This is a genomic window from Caballeronia sp. Lep1P3 (assembly GCF_022879595.1).
Lineage (GTDB): Bacteria > Pseudomonadota > Gammaproteobacteria > Burkholderiales > Burkholderiaceae > Caballeronia.
Window position 1 is genome coordinate 109,601 of the sequence record NZ_CP084269.1, and the last position, 22,397, is coordinate 131,997.

24 protein-coding genes are annotated in these 22,397 nt (G+C 60.6%); 7 read left to right on the plus strand and 17 right to left on the minus strand.

Annotated features, from left to right (window positions below):
* Positions 1-196: 196 nt before the first annotated feature.
* From LDZ27_RS27045 to LDZ27_RS27060, 4 genes are all read right to left on the minus strand, one after another.
* A complete protein-coding gene (locus tag LDZ27_RS27045) occupies positions 197-1,621 on the minus strand; it encodes a metallophosphatase family protein (protein WP_244818612.1) in 1,425 nt (474 codons plus the stop codon).
* A gap of 81 nt (positions 1,622-1,702) precedes the next feature.
* The gene (locus LDZ27_RS27050; RefSeq protein ID WP_244818613.1) at positions 1,703-2,185 is read right to left on the minus strand and encodes an NADAR family protein; all 483 of its coding nucleotides are present in this window, start codon (positions 2,183-2,185) and stop codon (positions 1,703-1,705) included.
* Positions 2,186-2,350: 165 nt separating this feature from the next.
* On the minus strand, positions 2,351-3,676 hold the full coding sequence (locus LDZ27_RS27055) for a hypothetical protein (protein WP_244818614.1): 1,326 nt from the start codon (positions 3,674-3,676) through the stop codon (positions 2,351-2,353).
* Positions 3,673-3,939: a hypothetical protein gene (locus LDZ27_RS27060; protein WP_244818634.1), complete on the minus strand. Its 267-nt coding sequence runs from the start codon at positions 3,937-3,939 to the stop codon at positions 3,673-3,675. The genes LDZ27_RS27055 and LDZ27_RS27060 overlap by 4 nt, the downstream gene beginning before the upstream one ends.
* 676 nt (positions 3,940-4,615) lie before the next feature.
* Here LDZ27_RS27060 and LDZ27_RS27065 point away from each other — a divergent pair.
* The 5 genes from LDZ27_RS27065 (at position 4,616) to hfq (ending at position 7,368) form a co-directional block, all read left to right on the plus strand.
* The gene (locus tag LDZ27_RS27065) at positions 4,616-5,212 is read left to right on the plus strand and encodes a DUF1845 domain-containing protein (protein WP_244818615.1); all 597 of its coding nucleotides are present in this window, start codon (positions 4,616-4,618) and stop codon (positions 5,210-5,212) included.
* Positions 5,213-5,301: 89 nt separating this feature from the next.
* Positions 5,302-6,153, plus strand: a complete 852-nt coding sequence (locus LDZ27_RS27070; protein ID WP_244818616.1) for a hypothetical protein — start codon at positions 5,302-5,304, stop codon at positions 6,151-6,153.
* A 13-nt stretch (positions 6,154-6,166) separates the two neighbouring features.
* On the plus strand, positions 6,167-6,619 hold the full coding sequence (locus LDZ27_RS27075; RefSeq protein WP_008343235.1) for a polymer-forming cytoskeletal protein: 453 nt from the start codon (positions 6,167-6,169) through the stop codon (positions 6,617-6,619).
* A 59-nt stretch (positions 6,620-6,678) separates the two neighbouring features.
* Positions 6,679-6,882, plus strand: a complete 204-nt coding sequence (locus tag LDZ27_RS27080; protein WP_244818617.1) for a hypothetical protein — start codon at positions 6,679-6,681, stop codon at positions 6,880-6,882.
* A 210-nt stretch (positions 6,883-7,092) separates the two neighbouring features.
* Positions 7,093-7,368 carry an RNA chaperone Hfq gene (gene hfq / locus LDZ27_RS27085; protein ID WP_244818618.1) on the plus strand — a complete coding sequence of 92 codons (276 nt, stop codon included), beginning with the start codon at positions 7,093-7,095 and terminating at the stop codon, positions 7,366-7,368.
* Positions 7,369-7,443: 75 nt separating this feature from the next.
* On the opposite strand, the gene LDZ27_RS27090 is transcribed toward hfq, so the two are convergent.
* The 13 genes from LDZ27_RS27090 to LDZ27_RS27150 form a co-directional block, all read right to left on the minus strand.
* Positions 7,444-9,168, minus strand: a complete 1,725-nt coding sequence (locus LDZ27_RS27090) for an ATP-dependent helicase (RefSeq protein ID WP_244818619.1) — start codon at positions 9,166-9,168, stop codon at positions 7,444-7,446.
* A gap of 9 nt (positions 9,169-9,177) precedes the next feature.
* The gene (locus LDZ27_RS27095) at positions 9,178-10,014 is read right to left on the minus strand and encodes an ATPase (RefSeq protein WP_244818620.1); all 837 of its coding nucleotides are present in this window, start codon (positions 10,012-10,014) and stop codon (positions 9,178-9,180) included.
* Positions 10,015-10,414: 400 nt separating this feature from the next.
* Positions 10,415-11,029 carry a DUF4400 domain-containing protein gene (locus LDZ27_RS27100; RefSeq protein WP_244818621.1) on the minus strand — a complete coding sequence of 205 codons (615 nt, stop codon included), beginning with the start codon at positions 11,027-11,029 and terminating at the stop codon, positions 10,415-10,417.
* Positions 11,022-11,276 (minus strand): hypothetical protein, encoded by a 255-nt coding sequence (locus LDZ27_RS27105; protein WP_063786815.1) that lies wholly within the window; start codon positions 11,274-11,276, stop codon positions 11,022-11,024. The genes LDZ27_RS27100 and LDZ27_RS27105 overlap by 8 nt, the downstream gene beginning before the upstream one ends.
* Positions 11,233-11,751 (minus strand): hypothetical protein, encoded by a 519-nt coding sequence (locus LDZ27_RS27110; protein WP_244818622.1) that lies wholly within the window; start codon positions 11,749-11,751, stop codon positions 11,233-11,235. The genes LDZ27_RS27105 and LDZ27_RS27110 overlap by 44 nt, the downstream gene beginning before the upstream one ends.
* Before the next feature lie 10 nt (positions 11,752-11,761).
* Positions 11,762-13,633 carry a conjugative transfer system coupling protein TraD gene (traD, locus tag LDZ27_RS27115; RefSeq protein ID WP_244818623.1) on the minus strand — a complete coding sequence of 624 codons (1,872 nt, stop codon included), beginning with the start codon at positions 13,631-13,633 and terminating at the stop codon, positions 11,762-11,764.
* Positions 13,630-15,015, minus strand: a complete 1,386-nt coding sequence (locus tag LDZ27_RS27120) for a TraI domain-containing protein (RefSeq protein ID WP_244818624.1) — start codon at positions 15,013-15,015, stop codon at positions 13,630-13,632. Before LDZ27_RS27120 ends, traD begins: the two co-directional genes overlap by 4 nt.
* Positions 15,012-16,004: a type IV secretion system protein gene (locus LDZ27_RS27125; protein ID WP_244818625.1), complete on the minus strand. Its 993-nt coding sequence runs from the start codon at positions 16,002-16,004 to the stop codon at positions 15,012-15,014. Before LDZ27_RS27125 ends, LDZ27_RS27120 begins: the two co-directional genes overlap by 4 nt.
* 23 nt (positions 16,005-16,027) lie before the next feature.
* Positions 16,028-16,795, minus strand: a complete 768-nt coding sequence (locus LDZ27_RS27130) for a type VI secretion protein (RefSeq protein ID WP_244818626.1) — start codon at positions 16,793-16,795, stop codon at positions 16,028-16,030.
* A gap of 23 nt (positions 16,796-16,818) precedes the next feature.
* Positions 16,819-19,281 (minus strand): VirB4 family type IV secretion system protein, encoded by a 2,463-nt coding sequence (locus LDZ27_RS27135; RefSeq protein WP_244818627.1) that lies wholly within the window; start codon positions 19,279-19,281, stop codon positions 16,819-16,821.
* On the minus strand, positions 19,275-19,538 hold the full coding sequence (locus LDZ27_RS27140) for a conjugal transfer protein (RefSeq protein WP_053572942.1): 264 nt from the start codon (positions 19,536-19,538) through the stop codon (positions 19,275-19,277). The genes LDZ27_RS27135 and LDZ27_RS27140 overlap by 7 nt, the downstream gene beginning before the upstream one ends.
* 46 nt (positions 19,539-19,584) lie before the next feature.
* Complete coding sequence (locus tag LDZ27_RS27145; RefSeq protein WP_035967777.1) at positions 19,585-19,938, minus strand: hypothetical protein; 354 nt, start codon at positions 19,936-19,938, stop codon at positions 19,585-19,587.
* A gap of 12 nt (positions 19,939-19,950) precedes the next feature.
* Positions 19,951-21,000: a CpaF family protein gene (locus LDZ27_RS27150; protein WP_053572962.1), complete on the minus strand. Its 1,050-nt coding sequence runs from the start codon at positions 20,998-21,000 to the stop codon at positions 19,951-19,953.
* A 357-nt stretch (positions 21,001-21,357) separates the two neighbouring features.
* Here LDZ27_RS27150 and LDZ27_RS27155 point away from each other — a divergent pair, with 357 nt between their 5' ends.
* Both LDZ27_RS27155 and LDZ27_RS27160 read left to right on the plus strand, forming a co-directional pair.
* On the plus strand, positions 21,358-21,825 hold the full coding sequence (locus LDZ27_RS27155; RefSeq protein WP_244818635.1) for a zinc-finger-containing protein: 468 nt from the start codon (positions 21,358-21,360) through the stop codon (positions 21,823-21,825).
* A gap of 26 nt (positions 21,826-21,851) precedes the next feature.
* Positions 21,852-22,319: a hypothetical protein gene (locus LDZ27_RS27160; RefSeq protein ID WP_244818461.1), complete on the plus strand. Its 468-nt coding sequence runs from the start codon at positions 21,852-21,854 to the stop codon at positions 22,317-22,319.
* Positions 22,320-22,397: the final 78 nt, after the last annotated feature.

Here is a 22,397-nt window from a genome sequence, read left to right on the forward strand (position 1 = left end):
CCCCGGTAGGGATCGCTCCCCGCCAGGGTGAAAGAAGAAATGAACTGCTAGAGAAAGGCCCTGCCACTACGAATCGATGCGTCAAAGACGCGGTGAAACCTCTGTTTCGATAGCGACGATCAAAATCGGCTATCGGAACACGGCTCGCGTGTCCAAGCGAAGGAGCCATACTGGCCTCCTCTGCATGAGCGGCTACTTACGCCGCGAACAAATCATCGTTGAGCCACGAAAGCTGACTTGCCGAAGCCGACTCGACGATTTCCACCGTCGCATCGGGCATCGGTAGAGCGTCGCCGACATCGTCACTCGGAGCTTCTTGGACAGTCACCGGCGAAGGCTCGGATATGCTCGACAATGCGGGCAGCCCGTCATTTGCGAACGGATGCGCCGGCTCTGCATCGCTCAGTCGAGCCAGCACGCCAGCAGCGATTGCGTCCGCGTCCCCCGTTTCCAGCAACTGCAGCCGGTCAAGCAAGGGCGCCGGATCGACATCAGCGTGTTCGCACCAGCGCTCGATCTTCCGATCAATCGACGTTTCGAGGCTGATGCCTTGCGCGCGTGATCGCACGACCGGAAGAATGCGAGCTTCGACCTTCAGCTCGGCCGCGTTGCCGAACAGCGCCGCGATCGCGTCGCGGTCCACTGACTGTTTGTGTTCTTCGTCGACCTGCCAACGAATTCGCACGAACTTGTCGGTTGCATCGAGCGCGATTGCCGTCAGGCGTTCCATGTCGGGCGGTCCGTCAAAGTCGACGCAGATCGTCTGCCGAGACGGCGTCACGACCAGATCAGCTTGCGCGCTTCCCACGTCGACATTCCACATGAGGAAGCCCTTGTCGCCTTCCTCGCCGTAGTGGAATCGCCCGATCGAACCGGGATACGCCACAACGCGCCCCGCTCGCTCCCACTGCTGTGCTTTATGGATGTGCCCAAGCATGAACGCATCGCATTCGGCCTCGAATAGACTGCCAAGCGAAAACTCATGATCGAACCCCGCCATCGTCACGCCGTGCTCGGTCGTACAACCGTTGACCGTGCCGTGTGAAACCCCGACAGTCCGTATGCCTGCGGCACGAAGCTGCTGGTTGACGCGCCCTGCTGCGGCGAGATAGTCGCCCAGCACGGCTTCAAGACCCGTCCCGGCTTCCTTGGCACCAACAGCGACCGCCAGCGCCCCCTTATTGACCGTGGGCAGACACGTGAACACGACATCAGCGCCGATTGCCAGAACCTCGCGCAGCTCGTCGTCCGAGAACACCGGGCCGTCCGACGGGTAGAACCGCCCCTCGTGGAGGCTTACCTGCTGCACGCGTTCCGCAAGATAGATTTGATGCGTCGTTGCCATCAGTTCGAAGTTGCGCAGCGTGCCCGGCGGCTCATGCGAGAACGTGCCCTGCAGCATCAGGACCGGCATGCTGCCGCTCAGACCGTTGATGCGGCGTGCGAGGCGGTTCAACGACGGCGCGTGTGCGTCGAGACGATGGTCCGTCGCATCACCCGAGATGACTGCCACGTCGGCATGGGCCAGCACCGCATGGTCGATGCCGAAACCGAAGCATCGGTCCGACTCTTCGATGTTGCCCGGCGCGTAGTGCAGGTCAGAAAAATGTGCGATCTTCAAATCGCCTCCTATAAATGAAAATGGCCACCCGAAGGTAGCCAGTATTTGCCGACGCACCGCTAGGGCGCGCTAAGAAAGGGATTACGTTGACAGCGTGTCGCGGACTTTCATCAGCGCCTCGCCCAGAAGGTTCTGGCCGCGCCACTTCGATTTGTCCGTGATGTCAGGATGATGCTCGCCTAAGCCAACGCCCCAGATCAGATCGTAGGGACTGGCTTCGACAAGCTCGGTCGGTGCCGTTGCGAGCAACAAGGTCCGAAGGCCCGGATGCTGTGCGAACTTCTCACGGCATCCGACGTAGACGATCGACTCGCGCTTAGCCTTCCAGGTATCGAGGTCGAAGCCCCTGACCTTCCGGCCAAGCGCTTTCTGCTCTTTCGGTAGATGCGTGGCAAGTACAGCTTCGGCAATGTCCTCGTCACCGAAAAGCTTGGCTTTCGAAAACATCATGAACTGCTCTACCGACCGGAAATCGACGTCATGGTAAGTAAAGCGGCACGGGTGCCAGTTACTAAAAGCGTCCTCCGCGCCGAAGAACAGCGTGAAGTTGCCGACTCTACGCATTGGAAGCTCGTTCGCGTGAACAAGTAGATGGGCCGCCGAAGCGGACGGATTCGATGCGCAAGTGCAGCGCGGTCGAAAACATTTGAGCAAGCGGTTCTTGCTGAAATGCTCTCATGCGCGAGTGTAGAAGAAAGGATGCCAGCCCCCGAAGGGGACTGGCCAAGGTTAGACGTAGGCGGCTTGTGCAATCGCGTCCTGAATTTCGACGTCGAGCGAGGAGGGATCGTCGAGCGCATTCTTGAGACGCGCATTCATCGCATCTACATCAGCGATGCGTTCGATCCAACCGCGACCGTAAGTCTGGTGCGCGTACTTGCGAAAGCCGTTCTGTCGTTCCGGCTGACTGAGGCCCAGACGATGCAGCAGGTCCGACATGCGGTGACGCTTGTCTTCCAGCGTCTCGTCGGGATCCGGCGAGTCGTCGTCGTGACCATCAGCGCCGTCGATGCCCGATGATGCGCCATCGCCTGTCAGTGCTTCCCCGGTCTGCTGCTCTGGCTGAAGGAGCGGATCGCCCATCGACTGTACCGTTCCGTCCGACTCCAGCAGCGCCACTGCACGACTGGCAGCATCGAGCGCCGGTTGAGCCTCGTCCGCGCCATCCAGCAGCGCGCCTAGGTCGATGTCCGCATCGAGCACCGTCAACATCTGCTTCTGACGCACGGCCTGGCCATTGTCGTCAATCCGCGTGATGTCGAACTCTTTCTTCGAGAGCCAGAACCGCGTGCCGGTGAGCCTGCCGCGCGCCAATGCCACGGTCTGCATCGCCGAATACGCCTTCTGCAGCACGTAGATGGAGTTGGTCGGCAGCTCGATCAGCCCAAGCCCCTTCACGTCGGGAACTGCAAACAAGAAGTTTGCGGTCAGGTTGCACTTGCGGTCCTGATACTGCGGACAGACGTGAGGATCACAGACGCCATCGGGAATGTCGTCGTCTTGCCGGTGAACGACCAGTCGGCCGCCGAAGGATCGACGCGCCCGCTGTGCACGTGCGTTACGCTCGACCGGCGCGTACGTCTTGCAATAGCGTTTGCCGTCGCGGTCGTACTCCGAGAAGTACTGTCGCCCGGTAGTCGTGTACGCGGCCATCTGATTTGGCACGTTGCGCAGCCAGTCGTCGAACGCAAACATGATCGGGAAACGGTAGAGCCGCAATCCTTGCCCGCGATCCTCGCCATACAGCCGCAGGATTTCGTCGGCCGTGTCCGGATTGGAGAAGTCGGAGCGTCTGCAAACGAAGTAGTCGACGTTTCGCGGAATCAGCGCGTTGCGCAGCTTCAGCGAAGTTTCGAGCAGCTTGCCGATGGCTTCGAACGACTCGCCCGCTGCCACCATGTCGTTGTACAGCTTGACCGCTTTTTCGTTGGACTGGTGCGCCCGCGTGAGCACTTTGATGCCGGGCCGAATTTTGCCGATCGTAGGCGGGCGAATAGCTCGTTCTTCAACGAGGCTACGCGGCGCGTGATCGAACATCTGAACAACTGCATTCATGACAGTTTCCTTGCAAGAAAGAAGATGGCGTTGGTCCGCAGTGATTCGGCCTGAGATTGCATCTCTCGGGCTGCCGCACTGCCGCGACGTTCGCTGATATGGGAAATGAAGACAGAGCGCTCTGCGTCGCTGAACATCGCGACCCGAGCTACTTCGCACCGCTCACGCCAAACGGGGGACGTGGTGTCCGCCTGCTCGCGCTCGGTATTGATTTGATGCGTGATGGCCTCGGCGATACGTTGATTGAGGCGGTCGGGCAACAACATAGAACAGCACCTCCGTTGAGAAATTTCCGGCCGCAGGAAGCGACAGGCGAAAAAAAAGCCCGCTCCCGTGAGGGAGCGAGCTTCTTGAAATCGATATAGAGACCTACGCGCCACGTCCCTTCCGGGGACGTGGCGTGCAGGGAGCGGCCGGCATAAGCCGGTGTCGCTCGGTCAGAGAACGTAACGTCGTTCTCGCGCAGCATGGTCACGCCGCGCAACAGCCCTTTTCGGATTTACTTCCGCCGCAGGAATCACGGATCAGCCAACTTCGATCGTTCTACCCAGATCAGGCTCTGGAGAGAGAACACCCGAAAACCCGGGTTCGAACGATGTACCGGCGCAAATGAATGCGGCTCAGGTACGAGTATCACGGCTGAAATTGGGGAGTGTGTAGCGAGCACACTCAGCACAAGAAGATTTCCACACCGGTAGCTATCCGGTCGGAGCATGCCAACGCGCGAGGCGGGCACGACTTGCAGAAAAAAGATGGACTCCGGGCTTGGAGTCGAGGTCGATGCGTCGGTGACGCGGGGAATGGAGTTGAGTATCCGGGTTATCGACGCGAGCGTGCGGGTGAAAGCTCACGAATTTGACCTAGCTTTCGCCGTCTTGACTCTTGCCTAAACAATGAAAATCTTATGTGAGAGAGAACACAGACATACCGAAACCGATCATGGCTGGTACCGACATGGAAGCACCTGAAGACGGATTAAGACCAAGCTCACCTCCGGTCGCGCCGACTGGCGAGAGCGGTCTTCGGCGGCTCGACCGCCTGACCAACGACAGCCGGCTCGCGCGAATCCATGCGGATACACTGGCTAAGACCGAACTGCCATACCACTCGGGATTCGCACGTGAGTTTTTGCGGGGCGACTTCAACTTTGCAGCAGCGAAGATGACCGTCGCTCGCGGCGGCAAGCTCATCGCTATCGAATCTGAATTTCGAGTGGCCGAGGGCTGGTTCCGCAAAGCAATGTCTTGGGCCAATGAACTGCCCAAGAGGCAGACTGCGACGTATCCGGAGATAGTGACGCTCGAAATCAAGCACGCGATGTCTGGACGATTGGTACGCCTGCTGACTATCTATGACCAGCTCTTCTTACTGACGATGGGCGCACTTATCGCTCGATCGTTGGGCTCGGAAGCTCGCCAGAGCACCCTCGATGCCGCTCAGACGCGGATTCGCAAGATCGCCTATCTCTGTATTTTCGACAACGATCGCTTTGCCCCCGAAGGTGTGTTGCTTCCCGACCCTGGTCAAGCCCACTAAACCGTCTTGAGCGCGCGCATGCGCTCTCTGTCTTGACTAGCGGCAGCGCTGGTTACGCTCGACCTAATGCAACGACGAGAGGACCTCACATGGACCTACGCGATATTCAGCGACTGCACGCACAGTTCGCACCCGACTCAATGACCATCGATCTGCCGCGGCAGATTGCTGCGCTTCCGGCGCCGGCGGACTTGGCGTCTCAGGACAAGGCGCCCTCTATGAAGGTGCGCCTGCCGAAGGCAGCGCCCACCGCCCGCCAAACGCTCGTTGCGGTGGCCGTCGCCGCTGTGGTCGGTATGGCAGGAATGGGAGCCGCTTCCCTCTTCAAGTCGTTCGGCGCACCGTCGGCCCACCGCGCCGCTCGCTCGGATTCCGGTGCAGGCAAGCTCGCCGGAACCGAGCAACCAACTGCAACAACGACGCGTCCGATCGACGCGGAACCGCCTCATCCGGTTGCCGTGGCACCGATGCTCACCGCGAAGGACCTCGCTCCGTCGGGGGTTGGCTTGACGGCTGACCAGTTCAGAAATTCGCTCGGAAGCAACGCTCCCGCCGTTGGCGCGACCCCTTCTAAGTTGGCCCCGGTTTCGACGGAGGAGCAGCGAGCGGCGGTGTCGCCGATTCATCAAGCCCGTCGTGACGCGGACACGACACAGCAGCCTGCAGCCAACTCCCTCGCGATGAAGGCGGCCGCACCGGCAGCGCAAAGCGCTGCGCAGCAACCGACGACGTCGGCCACGACGGCAAAGCCCGCCGCGACGACGCAAGCCACAGACGGCGCGACGACCGAGACCTCCACGCCGTCGCACTCGCACAGCTACCGCCACCACGCAAAGCGCGCGCGCGACGAGCAGACCACGGACTCCGACGGCGCAGCCGCATCGAATAAGAAAGCGGCACCCGCGACCCGCGGCGGGTCGAACGAAGTGCAAATGTTCTAGGAATCGACACACCATGAAAACCGAACTCAACATCACGCTTATCGCGCGCGGCTGCGCCATCACCGGCGACATGGTCGTGGATCACGGCATTTCGTCTTTCGGCCTGCTCGACGGCGGCATCATCTCCACGCAGGGTCTGCTGCACATCGGCGAAGGCGGCCTCGTTAAGGGCAGCGCACAGGGCGAGCACGTTCGCATTGACGGGCGCGTTGACGGCGATGTGCACGCGCGTGGCTCGCTGGAAATCAACGGCCAAGTCTCGGGTGACATCTTCTACTGCGGCACGATCCGCCTCGGTCCGCGTGCGTCGCTCAACGGCACGCTCAAGCGCGTCGCCAGAATGCTGACGATTGAGGCCGATTCGACGCCGGACGAAGGGCCTATCGCCGGTCCGCGTTTGGACGACACGAAGGGCCAGGAACGCACGGAATCGAACGTGACGGAGATCTCGCGCGCCATCGCCTGAGCCCTGAATAAGCGTGATGATTTGCCGATAACGGGTCAAAGTCCCTAAGAACCCTGATAATGAAACCCGTCGAACCGATCTTCGATTTCGTCACTAAGACGTGGGACGCGGCAGCGCAAGAAGCCGCGTTCGAAGGCCATTGCTTTTGCATGCTCGACACTGGCCGGCTTGTGAACAGCCATGCGATGACAGCCGGCACGCCGCACTGGAACCGGCCCGCGTACAAGTCCGTCGTGACGTACAAGATGGCTATGCGCCAATAACCGTAGGGTTTATACTGATCACGTCTCCTCCATGTCTCGACCGATATGGATTGCAGCCCGCCTTGAGCGGGCTTTTTTTTGGCTGTAGCCACGAGAATCAGCGTTTCATCTGACGTTGAGCGACTATGCGGATATGCCGACCGCTTTCGCCACGGCGTGCACATGGACTGCAAGCACTTTCACTCTTCGACTTCACTGACTGAGGCGACCATGCCTGACACCGTCCCGAAGCCTGAGCACGAGTTCCTCAACGCGCTCCGCAAAGAACACAAGCGCGTCTCAGTTTTCCTGGTCAATGGAATAAAGCTGACAGGCCGCATCGAGTCCTTTGATTCGTACACGGTCTGTCTGAACGCGGCGACGGGCCCGCAGGTGATCTTCAAGCACTCCATCTCGACGGTCAGCGAGGACCGCGGTCGCCCTCAGAACTCTGAGCGCCACGAGCGCCCTGATCGGCGCCCACGCCCCGGGCAGAAGGTGCCATGAATAGACACGGCACCGAGAGTAGCCGAGGCGGATCAATCGGCGCTCGAGAACCGTGGCAACAGCCCAATCACACTCTTAGGCCGCCGCCGCTACTTGCTGAAGTTGAGCTTCGACGACAAAACGAGACTCGAAATTTTTGGACGTGCCCGAGATCATCAGGGATTCACGTGCGCGCGTCATCGCGACATAGAACAGACGACGTTCCTCCGGCTCCGTCGACTTCGCATCAGGGACGATCGTCTCTTCGCTGCGCGCGATCCACACGTGATCCCACTCCAGCCCTTTGGAGCTGTGCATCGTTGTGAGGATGAGCGCGCCGGGCGTCGGCTCGTTGTTATCCTGACGCAGGAAAAGAAGCCGCTCAGCGAAGCTGCCCGACAAGCGACAGAGGACTTCATTCGTCGCCTCGATCGCGCGAATTGCAGAATCCTTCTTCGCGTACTTCAGCATCCATTCAGCGACGCCTGAGAGCGTCAGCGAATAAAACTTCCGATCGCACAAACTTTGCCATTCCGCCAGCCGCTTCATGAACTCACGGTAGTTCGTCGCGACGTCCTCGGGCAATCCCAGCTCGACTAACTCGGCGCGGCCCTTCTGCGTCAGTTCCGCGCCGATCTCGGCATGCAATGCGCGCAAATGCTGCGCGGTCAGGCCCAGGTGTGCGAGAACGGCGTCAAGACCGGTGTCCTTGATGCGCTCGACAATCTCGAGCAGGTTGCACATGAGCGCGCCCTCGGGGCGGCTCAGCACCGATGCGCCGGATGCGCGGTAATACTTGATGCCGTGAGAGCGGCAGACGGATTCGAGCGGATCAAGGATGCGGTTGGTGCGCGCAAGGATGGCGCACGATTGTCCTTTGGCGAGCAGTGGCCCCAGCACCTCGACTGCAGCGGTCGCTTCTTCGTACTCGTCCGGGTGCCGCGATGTCAGGACGCTCCCGCCCGGCCCCTTCTCGGCGCGCAGCACCTTCGCAATCCGGTCGACGTTATTGCGGATCACTCGGTCGGCCGCGCCGAGAATCTCGGCACGACAGCGATAGTTGCTGCCGAGCACGACCGGCTTCGCGTCAAACGCTTCGATGAACGATTCCATGCCGCGATAACCCAGCGCCTCGCGAAACGCGTAGATGCTCTGGTCATCGTCGCCGACGACGGTCACGATCGAACCGGCCTTTGCATGAAGCTCGATCCACCTGTATTGCAGCGGGTCGGTATCCTGAAACTCGTCAACGAGCAGATAGGTGAACGCGTACGGGGCGATGGTTCCGTTTTCCATCCCCTCCACGGCGAGGCGCAGCATGTCCTGGAAATCAATCTTACCGTTGCGGGCAAGCGCGTCCTGATAGGCGTGGTACAGCTCGCCGTCGGCAGTGTCCGGATCGCACCGCCCGAAATTGGTTTTGATCTTCTCGATCGTTGGAATGAGGTCTTCTGCCTTCCCGTCGCGGCCGAGTTCCTGCATCACGCGGATGAGCATACCGAGCCGGTCACCATCCGAGGCGATATCGAGCGCACGTGCACCGGGGCGCTTCAGTTGCTTGAAGGCGAGCGAATGGAAGGTGCCCGCGATCAAGCGCTTCTTCACGGATTCGCCGGCGGCCGCCAGGATGCGCTCCCGCAGTTCGAGCGCGGCGTCCTTGGAGAAAGTGACGGCGCCGACCGTCGCGGCGCTGTCTTGCAGCAACAGGGCCGCTTTCGTGGCGATCGTTTTCGTCTTGCCCGCGCCCGGGCAGGCGATCGCCACGCAATGCTGGCGCAACTGGGCGACTTCCCGTTGCTGGGGATTGAGTTCGGCCAGCATCGCGCCTCCTTAGTTGCCGCGGACCGTCGTCATCAGCTTCAGGTGCGTCATGTACCCGCGAATGCCGAGCGGATTGAAGCGCTTGAGGAAGTTGACTGCCTCGTCGTCCACGTCGGACTGGTCGCGGATGCCGTTCCAGACCATGAAGTCGAAGTGATCCATCGTGCGGTCGAACTTCATGATGGCGCTCAGCACGCGCATCGAGAAGCGCGAGTACGCCTCGACCTCGATGTCCATTGCGGGCATCGGAATGGTGGGCTCGAACACGAATTCCTTGTTGGCGCGAAGCTCCGCTTCCTTCTGCTGCCGGAAGCCTTCGGCGACGCGCAGTTGCTCGTCCACGTAGCTCTCGATGCCTGCGAGCAGCTTTTCGAGCGCACTGTTGACCACTTCCTTGTCGCTCTCGCCGAACGTCGAGCGGCCGAAACGCTGCATGTTGATGCTCATGCGGTTGATGTACGGCCACCACTGCTCGAACAGCGGCTTCAGGCGGGTATGGTTCAGCCGCACACGGGCGGTCACGACTGCTGCGCCGGAAAGCTGGCGGTCCAACAACTGACGGCCGATCTCACGGCGGCGCTTGATGATCGCAATACGCTCGGCCGCAGGCAAGTCGCGAAACAGCTTGCGCGTCTTCGCCACTTCCGCGCGCTTCATCTGCGCGTCGTCGGACGAGATCACGCCTTCCTTCTGGAGGCGATCCGCATCCGCCTCCATCTGCGTCAACTCGCGCTCAAGCTCTCCGTCGTCCGCGCCGTCGGTCGTGAGCGGCGCGTCGACCGTACCTTGTTCAAGTGCGCTCAGCGCGACTTTCTCTTCACTGCCGGGTTCGACAACCGTGCTCATTCGCCATTTCTCCTGTCTGGACCGCATGGGTCCCGTTTCATCGTGGGTGATCAGGCAAGCAAAGCGCGTTGCCTATGGGGTCCATTGTTGCGGTCTGGGGCACCGGTCAACGTCCGAAACAGCGACTATTTCGCGCGCCTTTTCGACGACGGACGCTAGTGGGGAGCACGTTTGCGCGCAGTGCCCGGTAGGGCATACACGCACGATACGGTCATCCGCGCGTTCAAGAATGGAGGTCGGTGAGAGCAAAGACCGGCCGGCTCGGGGCGAGACGGCGCTTCCCGGAGGGAGCGCTCAGGAGGGAGTGCTGGTGGCTGGGGACCGTATCATGATGAAGCCCTTTCCCCACAAAGACGCTGTATTTTGCGAGCTTTCCGGGCTTCGCCTTACTCTTTGCTTTCTACCGCGCAGATTGGAACGACTCCGCTGCTTTCCACAGTAGTGCGCCTAGCAGCGCTGCGGCCGCGACCCAGTATCCCGCCAGCACGGGTAACGGGGCAACGAGCACGGCCAATAGCGTGCCGAAAACCAGCAAGAGGCCGTGGCTGGCGAGGTGGAAAGACAGTGGGCTGACGAAGCCCGCCGCCGAGGCTTTGATCTTTCGCCTAGCGGTGCCATCGATGAACATTCCGATCGCAAAAAGGATTGTGCCCACGATCCACAGCTTCATCACCAGCGCTCGAAAGACGATTCGATAGACGAGCAGCCAGAAATTCTCGGTCCACGTATCCGCGAAGCTGGAAAAGCCTCCGTCGTTCATTCCGCCGACGCTCCCCGACGCATTCAATGTCCGGTGAAGCAGGCCTGTATCAACGAACGCATGGCGAAATATTCCGTTTGCCCGGCTCACAGCGGCATCAACCTTCTGCTGCCCAACGGTAGCCACCAACGACTGAGTCTCGACGTCCGGCACCTCGAATAGCTTCCGGTCGGGCACCGCAGGCATCACGGCGATTGCCAACACCGGGACCAAGAGAAACCAGATCTTCAGGTGCGAACCGAAGCGGCTAGCCATGTAGCACCTTTACTGCCGCCAACACGGGTATCAGAGCTACGGCGAACAGCCCGCACCAAAAGAGCGCGGGGCGATACTCAGCGATGGTCGCCAGTGCGTAGCAACGCGCTCCGGCGCCATGGGTGAACTCTTCGGGCACGGCAGCGTTCGCATCGCCGTCGAATGCCATGGCGGTCTCGAGTGCTCGCTTTGCCGTGCGGAAATCAGTCTGCGACAACTTCGCTATTATCGTAACGGTGAGCGACATCGTATTCCTCGAAGTAGCGGCGGAACGTCTCGCCGTGCAGCACGCGGGATGCGAGCTGGAATGCTGCGGTACGCTGCGTGATATGGTCCGGACAGCGCTCGTCGACCATTTCAAGCTCGTGGTCGGGATGGCGCTGCTCAAACGCGGTGATCGCCTCCACCATCGGGCACCACACTTCAACCTTCTCGCCACGGCGCGCAATGTAACGACGCGCGTAAAGTGCCTGGGCCGGCTCAAAGAGACCTTGCATGAATGCCACGTACGGTTCGCCGTTGCGCTTGGCCCGCCTGTAGCTGTCGAGTGCCGATTCAATCATCTCAGCAGCCAACGGCCGCTTGTCTCCCATGAATCGTTCGCCGATGAAGTCGGCAACGCGGGAGCACGCGAGCTCGAGATCCGGCGACACGTTGAACACCGGCATGAGCCGGTGCGACAGCTTGTGATCGCGGATGATGTGTTTGTATGCAGCGGACATAGTTTTAGGTTTAGCCTTCGATGATGGGAATTCGACCCTGATACACGGCACCTCCCGAGATGCGCATGAAGTACTGCAAGTTCGGCAAGCTATGGAGGAGGCGAACCGGGATCAATGGCACCTTCTCAAGCTGAAGCGAGCGCGATTGCGAGCCGCTGAATTCCAGTGCATGCGCCTCTGTAGTCGTGTTCAAGCTGTTCGAGACGTTCACCACGCGGATCGCGGTTTCGCCGACCTTGTCGGAGAACCACTTAGCAGTATCTGAGTCCTCCAGTCTGAGGACAATCTGGTTGTTCAGGTTACCCAAAACCTGCAGCATTTTTGCTGCGTTTCCGAGTTTTGCTTCTAGGTCGGCGCGCGCCTGAAAAGCGACAAACGCCTTGAACCCGGCCCCGCGTCCCTTGTTGAGGATCTGAATCACCTGCTCGTTGATGGCCTCGGCGATCTCGTCGATGATAAGCACGACGTCGGGCTTCTCCGCGTAGAAGTTGTAGATCGCACCGCACACCGCCGCGACGTCAGACAGCGCCATTGAGGCGATCGCTTTCTGCACGATGTTGTTCGACAGGGAATCCAGGCCCATGTAGAGGACCGCCTTCTGCTTGATGATCTTGTCGATGTCCCATATTTCACGCTCGTCCTCGAAGTCATCTGCCTTCGGTGCGAGCATCAACCCGGTTTCCCCAGTCGCCAGCATCTGCAGCAGCGGCAGCGCCGAGGCGATGATTTTCATATAGTGCTCGCGGTCGTGGGTGTGCGTCGCGATCAATCCGTCGATCGTCTCGTGCCCGCGATCGTGAGCGGCAAACCGGTCGAGATAGAGCTTGACCATCCCGTCGACCATTGACGCGTCGTTGCGACGCTGAGCGTCTTTGACCGTCGCCGTGACTGTCAACTCTTCCCAGTCCGTCAGCCCGTTTTCGATGAAGAAGCGACGCAGCCCGCGCTCCAGAAGGTTGGAAATCCCCGACTGCGCGTACTTGAGAATCGATCGGAGGTTGGGCTTGTCGCCGACGTACAGCTCGCCCTTCACGGCGCGGTCGATGAACAGAAACGCGAAATCCCGGAACTGGCCTTCCTCCATCAACTGCGCAATCCGCGACGGAATTTCAGACGGCTGCGACCAGTTTTCCAGCGGGTTCAGGCGAATCGACTCGTGCGGTTTGGCCTGATTGAAGTAGAGGAACTTGCGGCCGGTGCGGGCGCACTCCTTCTCGACGCGCTTTTTCCACTCGTCGTCGTTTTTGGGGTCGACGATGATAAGAACGTCTTTGGGGTTATGGATCACCTGCGTGGAAATGACTTCATACGTCCGGGTCTTGCCCGCGCCCGTTGTACCGGCCACGAGCGTGTGACCGCCCATTGCCTTGTAGTGAAACGGCACCTTCACCTTCTGCGGCTCCATGCCGTGGATCCACGATGATCCCTGGGGCATGCGATCCCGGATGCTGTCGCTCGGTCCGAACAGCCGTTCAATGCGCGCCTCGACGGTCCGACCGATCTCGGTTTTGGGCAGCCACTTGGGCAACGACGGAATATCCGTCACCGGCATGCGAAGAATCTCGTGGGCGATCTGCGTATGCTTCTGCGTCCATTCGTAGCCCGTGCCCAAGTACATCGAGTCCGCTTTTTGCCGCATCGTCTTCTGCGTGGCGAGCAGCTTGTCGATATGGATCTTGCTGAGCCACTTCGTGGAAATCGCCATTCGAAAGCTCAGCGCCTTCCAGATTTGCAGTGCGCGTATCGAAAGCAGCAGCACACCCGCCAGAGCGAATGCCCAGCCGTACGGCATCCCCGAGACTAGGATTCCAACGATGACCACCGGCCAGACGACGAATGGCCTGAACTCGTAGATGGGTCGGAAGTGGTTGACGTAGCTCATGCCGCTGGCCGCTCCATGATGAGACGCCCTGCTCGCTCAACGATGCAGATATCGGTGCCATGAGCGCGCATGAGTAGCTGCCGCTTCTTAAGTTGCTCGACGAGCGTATCGCTCGTCATGCCGTACGCGCCGACGAGGCGCTTTTGCACGGCAAGCCCTTTTTCTTCCCAGGTGACCTTCGCCTTTCCCGATGCGACGTCGCCCGCGAGTGCCTTGAAGAACTCTTTCATCATCGCGGCACCCGGCCCCAGCACCTCCGTTAGTTCCTCGTCTGACGGCCCGGTTCGGCTGCCGGTGCCACGGCCGGTATGAGCTACCGCAGGATCGATCGCTGCCGGGCGTTGTGGCGCAGGGGTCGGGCGTGTGGAGGACTCATTCGTTGCGGCTGCATCGCCCGGTGCTTGGCCGCGCTCCAACGCGTCACGCAGCGACTGAGACAATTTAGGCGGCACTCCCGAGACCTGCTGGTCAGCCGAGTTCGTTGCGGCGGCGCTAGGCCTCGCGGCCGCGCTGGGCGTTGTCGAAGCCGGGGCAGTTGAGGCCGCCATGTCGCCGGATTCCGGCGCTGGCTGCCGATGTGTCTCGTTCGGAGACGTCTCGCTGCCTGCCGCGGTCATCGATTGAACAAACTGCGGCTCGAGCGCGAGGGCGACATGCACGGCGGACGGAACATCGTATTTGACCGGCGCAAACACCGCCTTCTGCGCTTTGCGCTCAAAGTCCACGGCAACGTCCATCGCCTGCCGTACCACTTTATGAACGAGCGGCTCGTAACCTTGCGGACTGCGCTCAGGATTGATCGCGTTGAAAAGGTCGTCAAGCACCCCGATGTCAAACCCCGAGAGCAAATCCGGCGCGATGACAGTCTGGGCGAACATCGCGGTGCGCATCCGCTCGTTCTTGAGCGGCGCTGCTCGCCGTTCCACCGTGTATTGGCCGCCGCCGAGCCACGCGCCGAATGCGCCGTGTGCCGCCGGATTCCACTTCGACCGGTCGGACAGGCGAATCATCTCGAAATGACGGAATGGCTCGTCAAGCAGAGAACACGCAGCCGCCAGGAAGACCGCATAGTTGTATTGCGGCTCGAGCCGCCGCCGCTTGTCGGACGTGAGGTCCGCGGCGAACTTCTGCGCACCGGCCAGCCGCATCGCATAAAACGTTGACTCGATCGTCGCCCGGAAAGCACCGCCCGGCTCACAGTGCAGCTCCGGCGTGAGCGGCATGGAGGAGAACCAGCTAGCGCAGCGGCGCAAGACGGACACCCACTTCCGTGCGAATTCCGCTTCCGTGCTCTCATTGGCGCACTGGCGAACGAGCTCAATGCGCTTATGGTGCGTCGCGAACAAGTCTTCGATCGCGATAGCTTCGTGAGCGATTGTCATGGAATGAATTTGCTCGCCAGCTTCAAAGCGCCAGTACCGGTCGCCGTCGCACCGCCACCGAAGATCGTTGCCAGCTTCGGAATCTCGAAGGACAGCAGCAGCACGAACACCGCCAGGTCGAAGACATACGCCCCGTTGACGGTGGTAGATCCGCCTACGTGGGTCGCCTTGCTCACCGCGTCTGAAATGGACGTCCCGACAAGCTTTATCAGGACGGCCACCACAACGGTGTACATCCCCGCGCTGATCATCCAATCGAGCCACTTCTTAAAATAGCTGCGCGTGTACGACGAGAAGCCGAGCGCAATCGCAATCGGGCCAAGGACGATACCGACGGCGGCCTGAATCTGGCCAATCGCGGTGTAATAAACGAATATGATTGATGCGAGAACCATGAGCATCCCCGCGAAGGCGAGAACGATGACATCGGTCAACAGCGCAGGAATGTCCCACAGCTTGACCGTCTTTAGCTTCGCCGTGAGCGCGTCGATGATGGTCCCCGCTAGAGAGGCCATCTGGGAGCCCACCGACCCGTTGTCGGAATCGCTGATATGTGCCGCCAACTGCTCAAACCACGTCCAAAAGCCAGCCGCCGACGACGTGTAGCCAAGGTACAAGGCGACGAAGATGCCGAGGACAGCCACTTCCTCGAACAGGTCGACCCAAGCGGAAATCGGATGGTGGGTTCCGGCGAACCTCACTCCGACGAGAACTAGCGAGATAACGCCCAGGCCCCACGCGAACTTGTTGGCCTCGCTCATCACGTTGGAACTTGCATCCACTGCCGTCGTGACGACGTTGCCGAGCAGGACATGGATCTGCTGTGCGGCGCTGCTTGCCCCCTTGCTAAAGTCGCCCGCCTGGCTTGCCAGCAGTGCAGCCGAGCTAGTCGACGACGCCGGCACAGCGGGGGCCGCTTGCGCCATTGCGCGGCTAGAAGTAAAGCCGATGCAGCAGATCACCGCCAGAAAGACGAGGAGCGACCTCATGAGCGAAATTGCTGATCGCTCCATCATTGCCCCAGCACCTTCGAAGATCCGATTTGCGCGTCGAATGCAGCGCGTTCCCTGTCCTGTTGCGCCTTGATGGCCGCCTGACTCGCGTTGTTCGCCTTCTGATCGGCGACTGCCGCCGAGTCTTTGACAGCGTCGTTGCGTTGCTTGGCCGCCATCATCGTCAGAAGGTCGCTGTTCTGACTGGAGATGATGTCCAGCATGTGCGTGGTCAACTGAGCGGTGGCCTGCATCGTCGGCGACATGTTCAGTTGGTCCTGAATCTCCTGCCGGCGCTTGGCGAGCGTGCTCACATGCGAGATGACGTCGTTGCCCTGTTGGAAAAGTTGCTTCGCCGTCTTGTCGTTGTTCTGCAGTAGCGTGTTTTGGTCCGTGAACCACTGGTCGGCGGTCTTTCCCGATTGCGTGATCAACGCCTGCACCTTGTTCGCGTACTCGGCGTTGCTCTGCAGGCCACCGTAAAGATCCTTCAAAGCGTCGGTGTACTTGCTCAGGCTCGAGATGTCGCCTGTGATGCTTTTGAACTGCGCAAGCATCGCGGCCGGATCGAGGTTGGTCGCCTGCTTGAGCTGGTTAAGCATCATCTGGTACTGATAGACCAGATTTGAATCCTGATAAACCTCACCCTTCACGGCGGCCGCTGCCGTCATGGTGTTTTGAATGAAGTTGGATGCGTCGAACACAGGCATGTTTGCGTAGGTCTGCTGGACGAGACCAATCGTCAACACACCGGTTGCGGCGACGCAGCGGAGCAATTTTTTCATCATGGCGGTACCTTGCTGATAGAGCGTTAAGCGTTGACGAGTACGTCGCGCACGTACTCCTCCTGCCACTGTGGGCTGCCGGACTTGACGTGCTTGTCGAGAAGCGCTTGCGCGCGGCCGTCCGAGCGGAGATAGGCGAGCGCTTCTTTCGGGAACTGGGCCTGCAACATCCGGCTTTGTTTGGCCGTCACCCACAGGTAGTCGCGATTGGGCACCGCATCGGAGATCATCTTGATCTGATGCGGCGTGAGGCCGAATACATCGCGGTACAAGCCTTGGTTGTTGATCGCGTCGCTGTTTGGCAGGTAGATGATGTTCGGGATGTTCTCTTTCAGAATCTCGAAGTTCGGCACGCGTGCGAGCTGCCCAAGCGACTGCGTGGCCATCACCAGCGCCGCGTTGAGCTTCCGGATCGTCACCGCCCATATTTCGAGGCGCGCGTAGAACTTAGGGTAGGTGAAGAAGAACCCTGCCTCTTCGATCTCGATCACCGTGTAGCGCTTGCCGTCGAGGATCTGTGCGATCCGGTAGAACGCGTAGTCCATGAATAACGCGGCGGCCACCGGGAAGTTCTGGAACAGGTCGCCCATCTCGATTGACAGGTCGTCGGAGATGGCGAAGCCGTCCTCGGCGTGGTCGAAGAACTTGCCGTTCTTGTTGCCCTCGGTCCAAACCTGCAACCGCTCACGCAAGTCCGCGGGCAGCAGCGTAATCAAGCTCGACAGACGCCACTTCTCAGGCGGGAACCCCAGCGCCAGCGTCTTGATCCGGTCGTAGATCTCGGTCTGTTGCTGCGGCGTGCAGGTGTAGTCCTCGCCCTCGATGGCAAGCTGCACCCAGTCCGCCACGTAAGACCAGTGCTTCTGGTCGCCGATCAGCGAGAGCGGATTAACTGAGGTCGCCGCCTCGAATCGCCCCGTGGCATCGATGAACCGGCCGCCGCCGAGCAGCGTCGGGATACGGGTCGAGCGGTCCTTGTCGAAGCGGATGCGGCGCGCGCCGTGGCGTCCCGTCTGCGTCATCAAGTAGTTCAGAAACACCGACTTACCCGCGCCAATTGGACCGACGACAAGTGTGTGCGCCTTGCCGCCCGGATGGTGCAAGTCGAAATACTGGAGCGTGCGATGTCGGGTAGGCAGGCAGGTGAGCGGACCAGTTTTGATCCCGGACTGCTGCGTGAGCCACTCGTTGACCTTCGAACCCTCGCCCACACTGCACAGTGGGGCGATGTCGGAGACGGCAGGCGTCTCGACGAATTGCAGGCGCTTTTGCTGATCCCAGCGACCCGGCAGCGTCGCGCTCCACGAGGCGAACAGGTTCGTCTTCTCGAGAATTACGCCGAAGCCAGCGTTGCCGATGACGCCAACCACCTGACGCGTCGCGTCCTCGCACTCTTCCGGCGTGCTCCCATAAACGACCACCGAAATATTGGCGAAGCCGTACTGCTGGCCTTCGGCGTCCAGCTTTGCGAGCGCGTCACCCGCCTCCTTCGCCAAGATCTCACGGCCTTCGTCGTTTTTCTGCTCTTCCTTCGTTGCCCACTGCTTGAGGATGGCGACCGGGTTGAAGGCCGCGACCTTGTAGAAGCCGCGAATCTTTTTGATGTACGCGCTCGCCCGCGAGGTGTCGAGGAAACGGAACATCACGCAGACGTCCAGTTCCGCGTCTACCTGCGAGAGGACGTCGAGAGCCGCTTCCTGAAAGCCCATCCATTCCTTGATGCCGATGATCCGCGCGTACACCTTGCCGTGCGCCGATTCGAACATCAGTTCCGTGGCGCCGATCGTGACTTCCGTCTCGGTCAGGTGCGTGTCGAGCATCGTGACCGGATAGCGCACGCGGCGCTTGGGCGACGACGGATTCGCGCGCTGATGCAGAAACGACAGAACATTCTGAAGCTGCAGCCGTTTCATCTTCAGGCGCGTGACACCGCCAACAAAACCGTCGATCACCGACTCGAACCGCTTGATCTCATTTTGAACCTTCGTGAGGTCGAACGCGAAGGCGCTGCGCGCGAGAATCGTGTCTTTCACCGCTTCGAACATCGCCACGGCCAGGTTCTTGCCGCCGACTGTCATGTGATAGCTGATCTTGTCGAAGATCCGCGAGATTCCGGTTTCGGGCGTGAATGCGAGCGCGAGCGAGTGCGAGTTCTTGAAGTACTTGCCGCTGCCGATGATTGCCTGATTGATCGCGTCGACGCGCGCATCGGCCTCCGACGCGAAGGTGCCGTCCATGCCACCGCGCACGCGCCGGTGCGACATGCGCCACCACCCGGTCACGCGGTGATCGAAGTTACGGCACGCGTGATCGAGGTTGTCGCGGGCGGCGGTGATGTCGCCGGGATTGGGCGAGTCCGCGTCGATGCCTTCGAACTCGAACACGGTCAGCAACGACCCGTCCTTATCGAGCACCAGTTCGGGCGTGACCATCGTCGCCCACGGCGCGATCTCCTGCACCGCGCGCTTCGTGAACATCATTTTCAGCATGGAAGGTCCTGATCAAACCCATACGGGCGCTTGAAGCGCGCGCTAAAACGGCTGCTCGGCCCCGGCTCATAGACGTCCGGGTAGCGGTTGTACACCAGCATCACGATTCGCCACCACGGGTCAGTCGAGCTCTTCCATCGCAAAAACACATGCACCACCACGCCGACAAGGAGAAACCCCGGTGTCCAGCTCGTGTAGGTGAGCAGCGCCGTCATCGTCCCGTTGAAAATGGCGAGCCCCCGGTCTGCCCCGCCCATCTGGCGCGGCAGCGAAAGGCCCCGACTAACCTTGTGTTGGCGCATATCAGCAGGCGTTGGCCATGTGGAAGTGGCTCTGCATGATCGGCACGGCCACCGACGCGATACCGAGGCCGACGAGCACCACCGAGAAGGTCTTCGCGATGTTGCTTTCCGAATTGGCCACCGCGACGCCGCCCAGCGTGATGAGCACGATGCCGATGCCATAGAGATACGGGCCGCTGATCAGGTTGCTGATCGTGCAGATAATGTCGGTCAAACCCGTCAGATTCGAAAAATCGCCCGCTGCCATTGCCGCAACGGAGACGACGCTCAGAAGTGCGCCGACCAGCATGGACTTGCCCGGACGCAGACGTTTTGCCACCGTCGCGGCTCTGTTGAGTACCTTCTTGCCCTTCATTTGATGCTCCCGTTAAAAAACGCGTTGTAGGTCGTAATCGTTGTTTTTGAATCCCCGGATTTCGAGGATCTCGGAGACATGCCGCATCTCGCCGGTGCGCTTGAAATGCACGACGTAGTTGAAGCAGTCAGCGATGTTTTTGCGCATGTCCTCCAGCTCCCACCGCGATCCGGTCGGGATGCCGAGCATGGCGAGCGATTCGAGGCGGCTCAGCGCCGTGCGCCCGTTGTTTGCGTGGATGGATGCGAGGCCGCCATCGTGGCCGGTATTGAGCGCCTGCAGCAGGTCATATGCTTCGCCGCCCCGGACTTCGCCAACGATGATGCGGTCGGGGCGAAAGCGCAGGCACAGCGCGACCAGCAGCTGCGTCGTCACGTTCGTGTCGGCATTGGAGAGCAGCCGCACGCGGTTGGGTACGTGCAGCTTCAGTTCCATCGTGTCCTCGATGGAGATCACGCGTTGGTCGGACGGGATCTGTTCGATCAGCGCGTTGAGGAACGTGGTCTTACCTGCTGACGTGCCGCCGGCGACGAGGACGTTTTTGCGTGATTGAACGAGCGCGACGAGCGCGCGCATGAGCGCCTCGTCTTCGATGCCTTCCTCAAAGTGAATGGCTTCCGCGAACTCCGGCCGAGCATTCGCGGCCGAGAACGCGCCCATGCTCACGTAGTCTGAGAGCGTCAGTTTGGACTCGCGGTGCTTCCGGATGCTCAGCGCATGACCGTCGATTGAGGTCGGGCTCATGACCGCCGCAATACGCAGGTTCTGGTGACCGGCGTTGATGATGCCCTTGTCGCTGCCCGCCTTCGCCGACTTCTCAACGGACGAGGCGAGTGAGTGGATCGCGCCTTCGAGCTGTTCCGGGCGCAGGTCGATGTTTTCGCGTGTCATCACGCCACGACGCTCCACCCAGACGTTGCGGTAATCGTTAATCATGATTTCCGCGAGGTCGGGCGATTCCAGCAGCTCGCGCAGCGGCGAGAGCGCATGGAAAAACATGCGCACGGCTTCCGCTTCGAGCGGGCGCAGTTTCAGCAGTGGGTTATCGGCAGACTCGGACACGCGATGCTCTAAGGGCGATCTAACATGTCGGGTATTGTTGGCGTTGCAACGTACCTGCGGATCCGCAAAAGACGCCTCAAATTCATCGGCTTTTAGGGTATTGCCAGCTATCGCCCCCGGTAATTAGCTCCTGGCCTGCCAGAAGGGCCAAGTGAATTATCATGATGAAACGCATTTGCCAGAAAGACGCTAAAAATGATGCAGCTTTCCGGCTACTGCCCGCGGCGAGTGACTGTTAAGCATTTCCCATCGTCCGCGGCGGCCGTTGCTCGTAGCGTTACGCGCCTGACATTTCACGTGTCGCCGTCGCCCGCCGTGAGCCGCTTTGTTCGTTATTCCCGCCCTGAGTCATCGGCGATGCGCATCGGAAAACCAATCAAACCCCTTCCCCACCCAAATTGCGACTATTGCGGCAATCCAGCCGTCCTTGCGCGCGCAGGCGACGACGCCTACCCTTACCGAGATGACCACGGCCCGCTGTGGCTCTGCCAAAACTGTCAGGCGTGGATCGGCGTGTTCCCGCGCAGCACGCGAAATGTCCCGCTCGGACGCCTTGCCGACGCGCGCCTTCGGGAACTGAAGGCGAAGCTCCACGCGGCGCTCGAACCGCTGGTGGCGGCGAAGGTCCGCCGCGACGGCTGCAACGTGTTCGAAGCGCGCGCGAAAGCGATGAAATGGCTCGCTGACGAGATCGGCGCCGACGTCGAGAAGTGCTCGATTCATACGCTCAACGCGGACCAATGTGAGCGCGCGATCGCTGTTGTCGAGCGTTTCCAGCGCGCTCGCACCGCTAGCCCTTCAGAACCGGCGTGGGAAGATCGTTAACACGGGCAATCAACCAAACGTTTGCTATGTCTCGCAGCCTTCCGTTCCAGCGCTCCTCTCAGGCAGCCCGCGCGCGCCTTAACAAAGCGCAACTGCTCCCGATCCCGCGCGCCGTCGCCGGTGACCTCGCGCTTCGTGCCCACCTGTCGTTGGAAGCCATCCGCGGCGCGTGCGACCACATCGGTCCCGCTCAGCACATCACCGAAGTCGTGTTGCTCGGCAAGTTTCTCAGCGAGGCGGGCCACGGCGAGTTTTCGCATGAATCGCTGCTGGCGGCCGACCGAGCAATGGCCGAGGTGTTCGAGGGCGGCCGGGAGAACGGAACGTGGGGGGTGTCGTCGGAGTCAGCCTTTGCGCTGCTGGCTGCGATCGTCAGCATGTACGACCGGCAACTCCATAGCGCGACGCTCGGCGCGCTAACCACGGCAAGCGACCGTCTGGAACGGTTCAAAAGCGGCGAGGCTTACCAGCCGCTGCAGAAACGCCGGGCCTGAGCCTCGCGCGCAGTCGAAAAAAAAAGCCCGGCAGATGCCGGGCTTCGTTTTTCAGGGAATGCCCGACCAAAGCCGGGA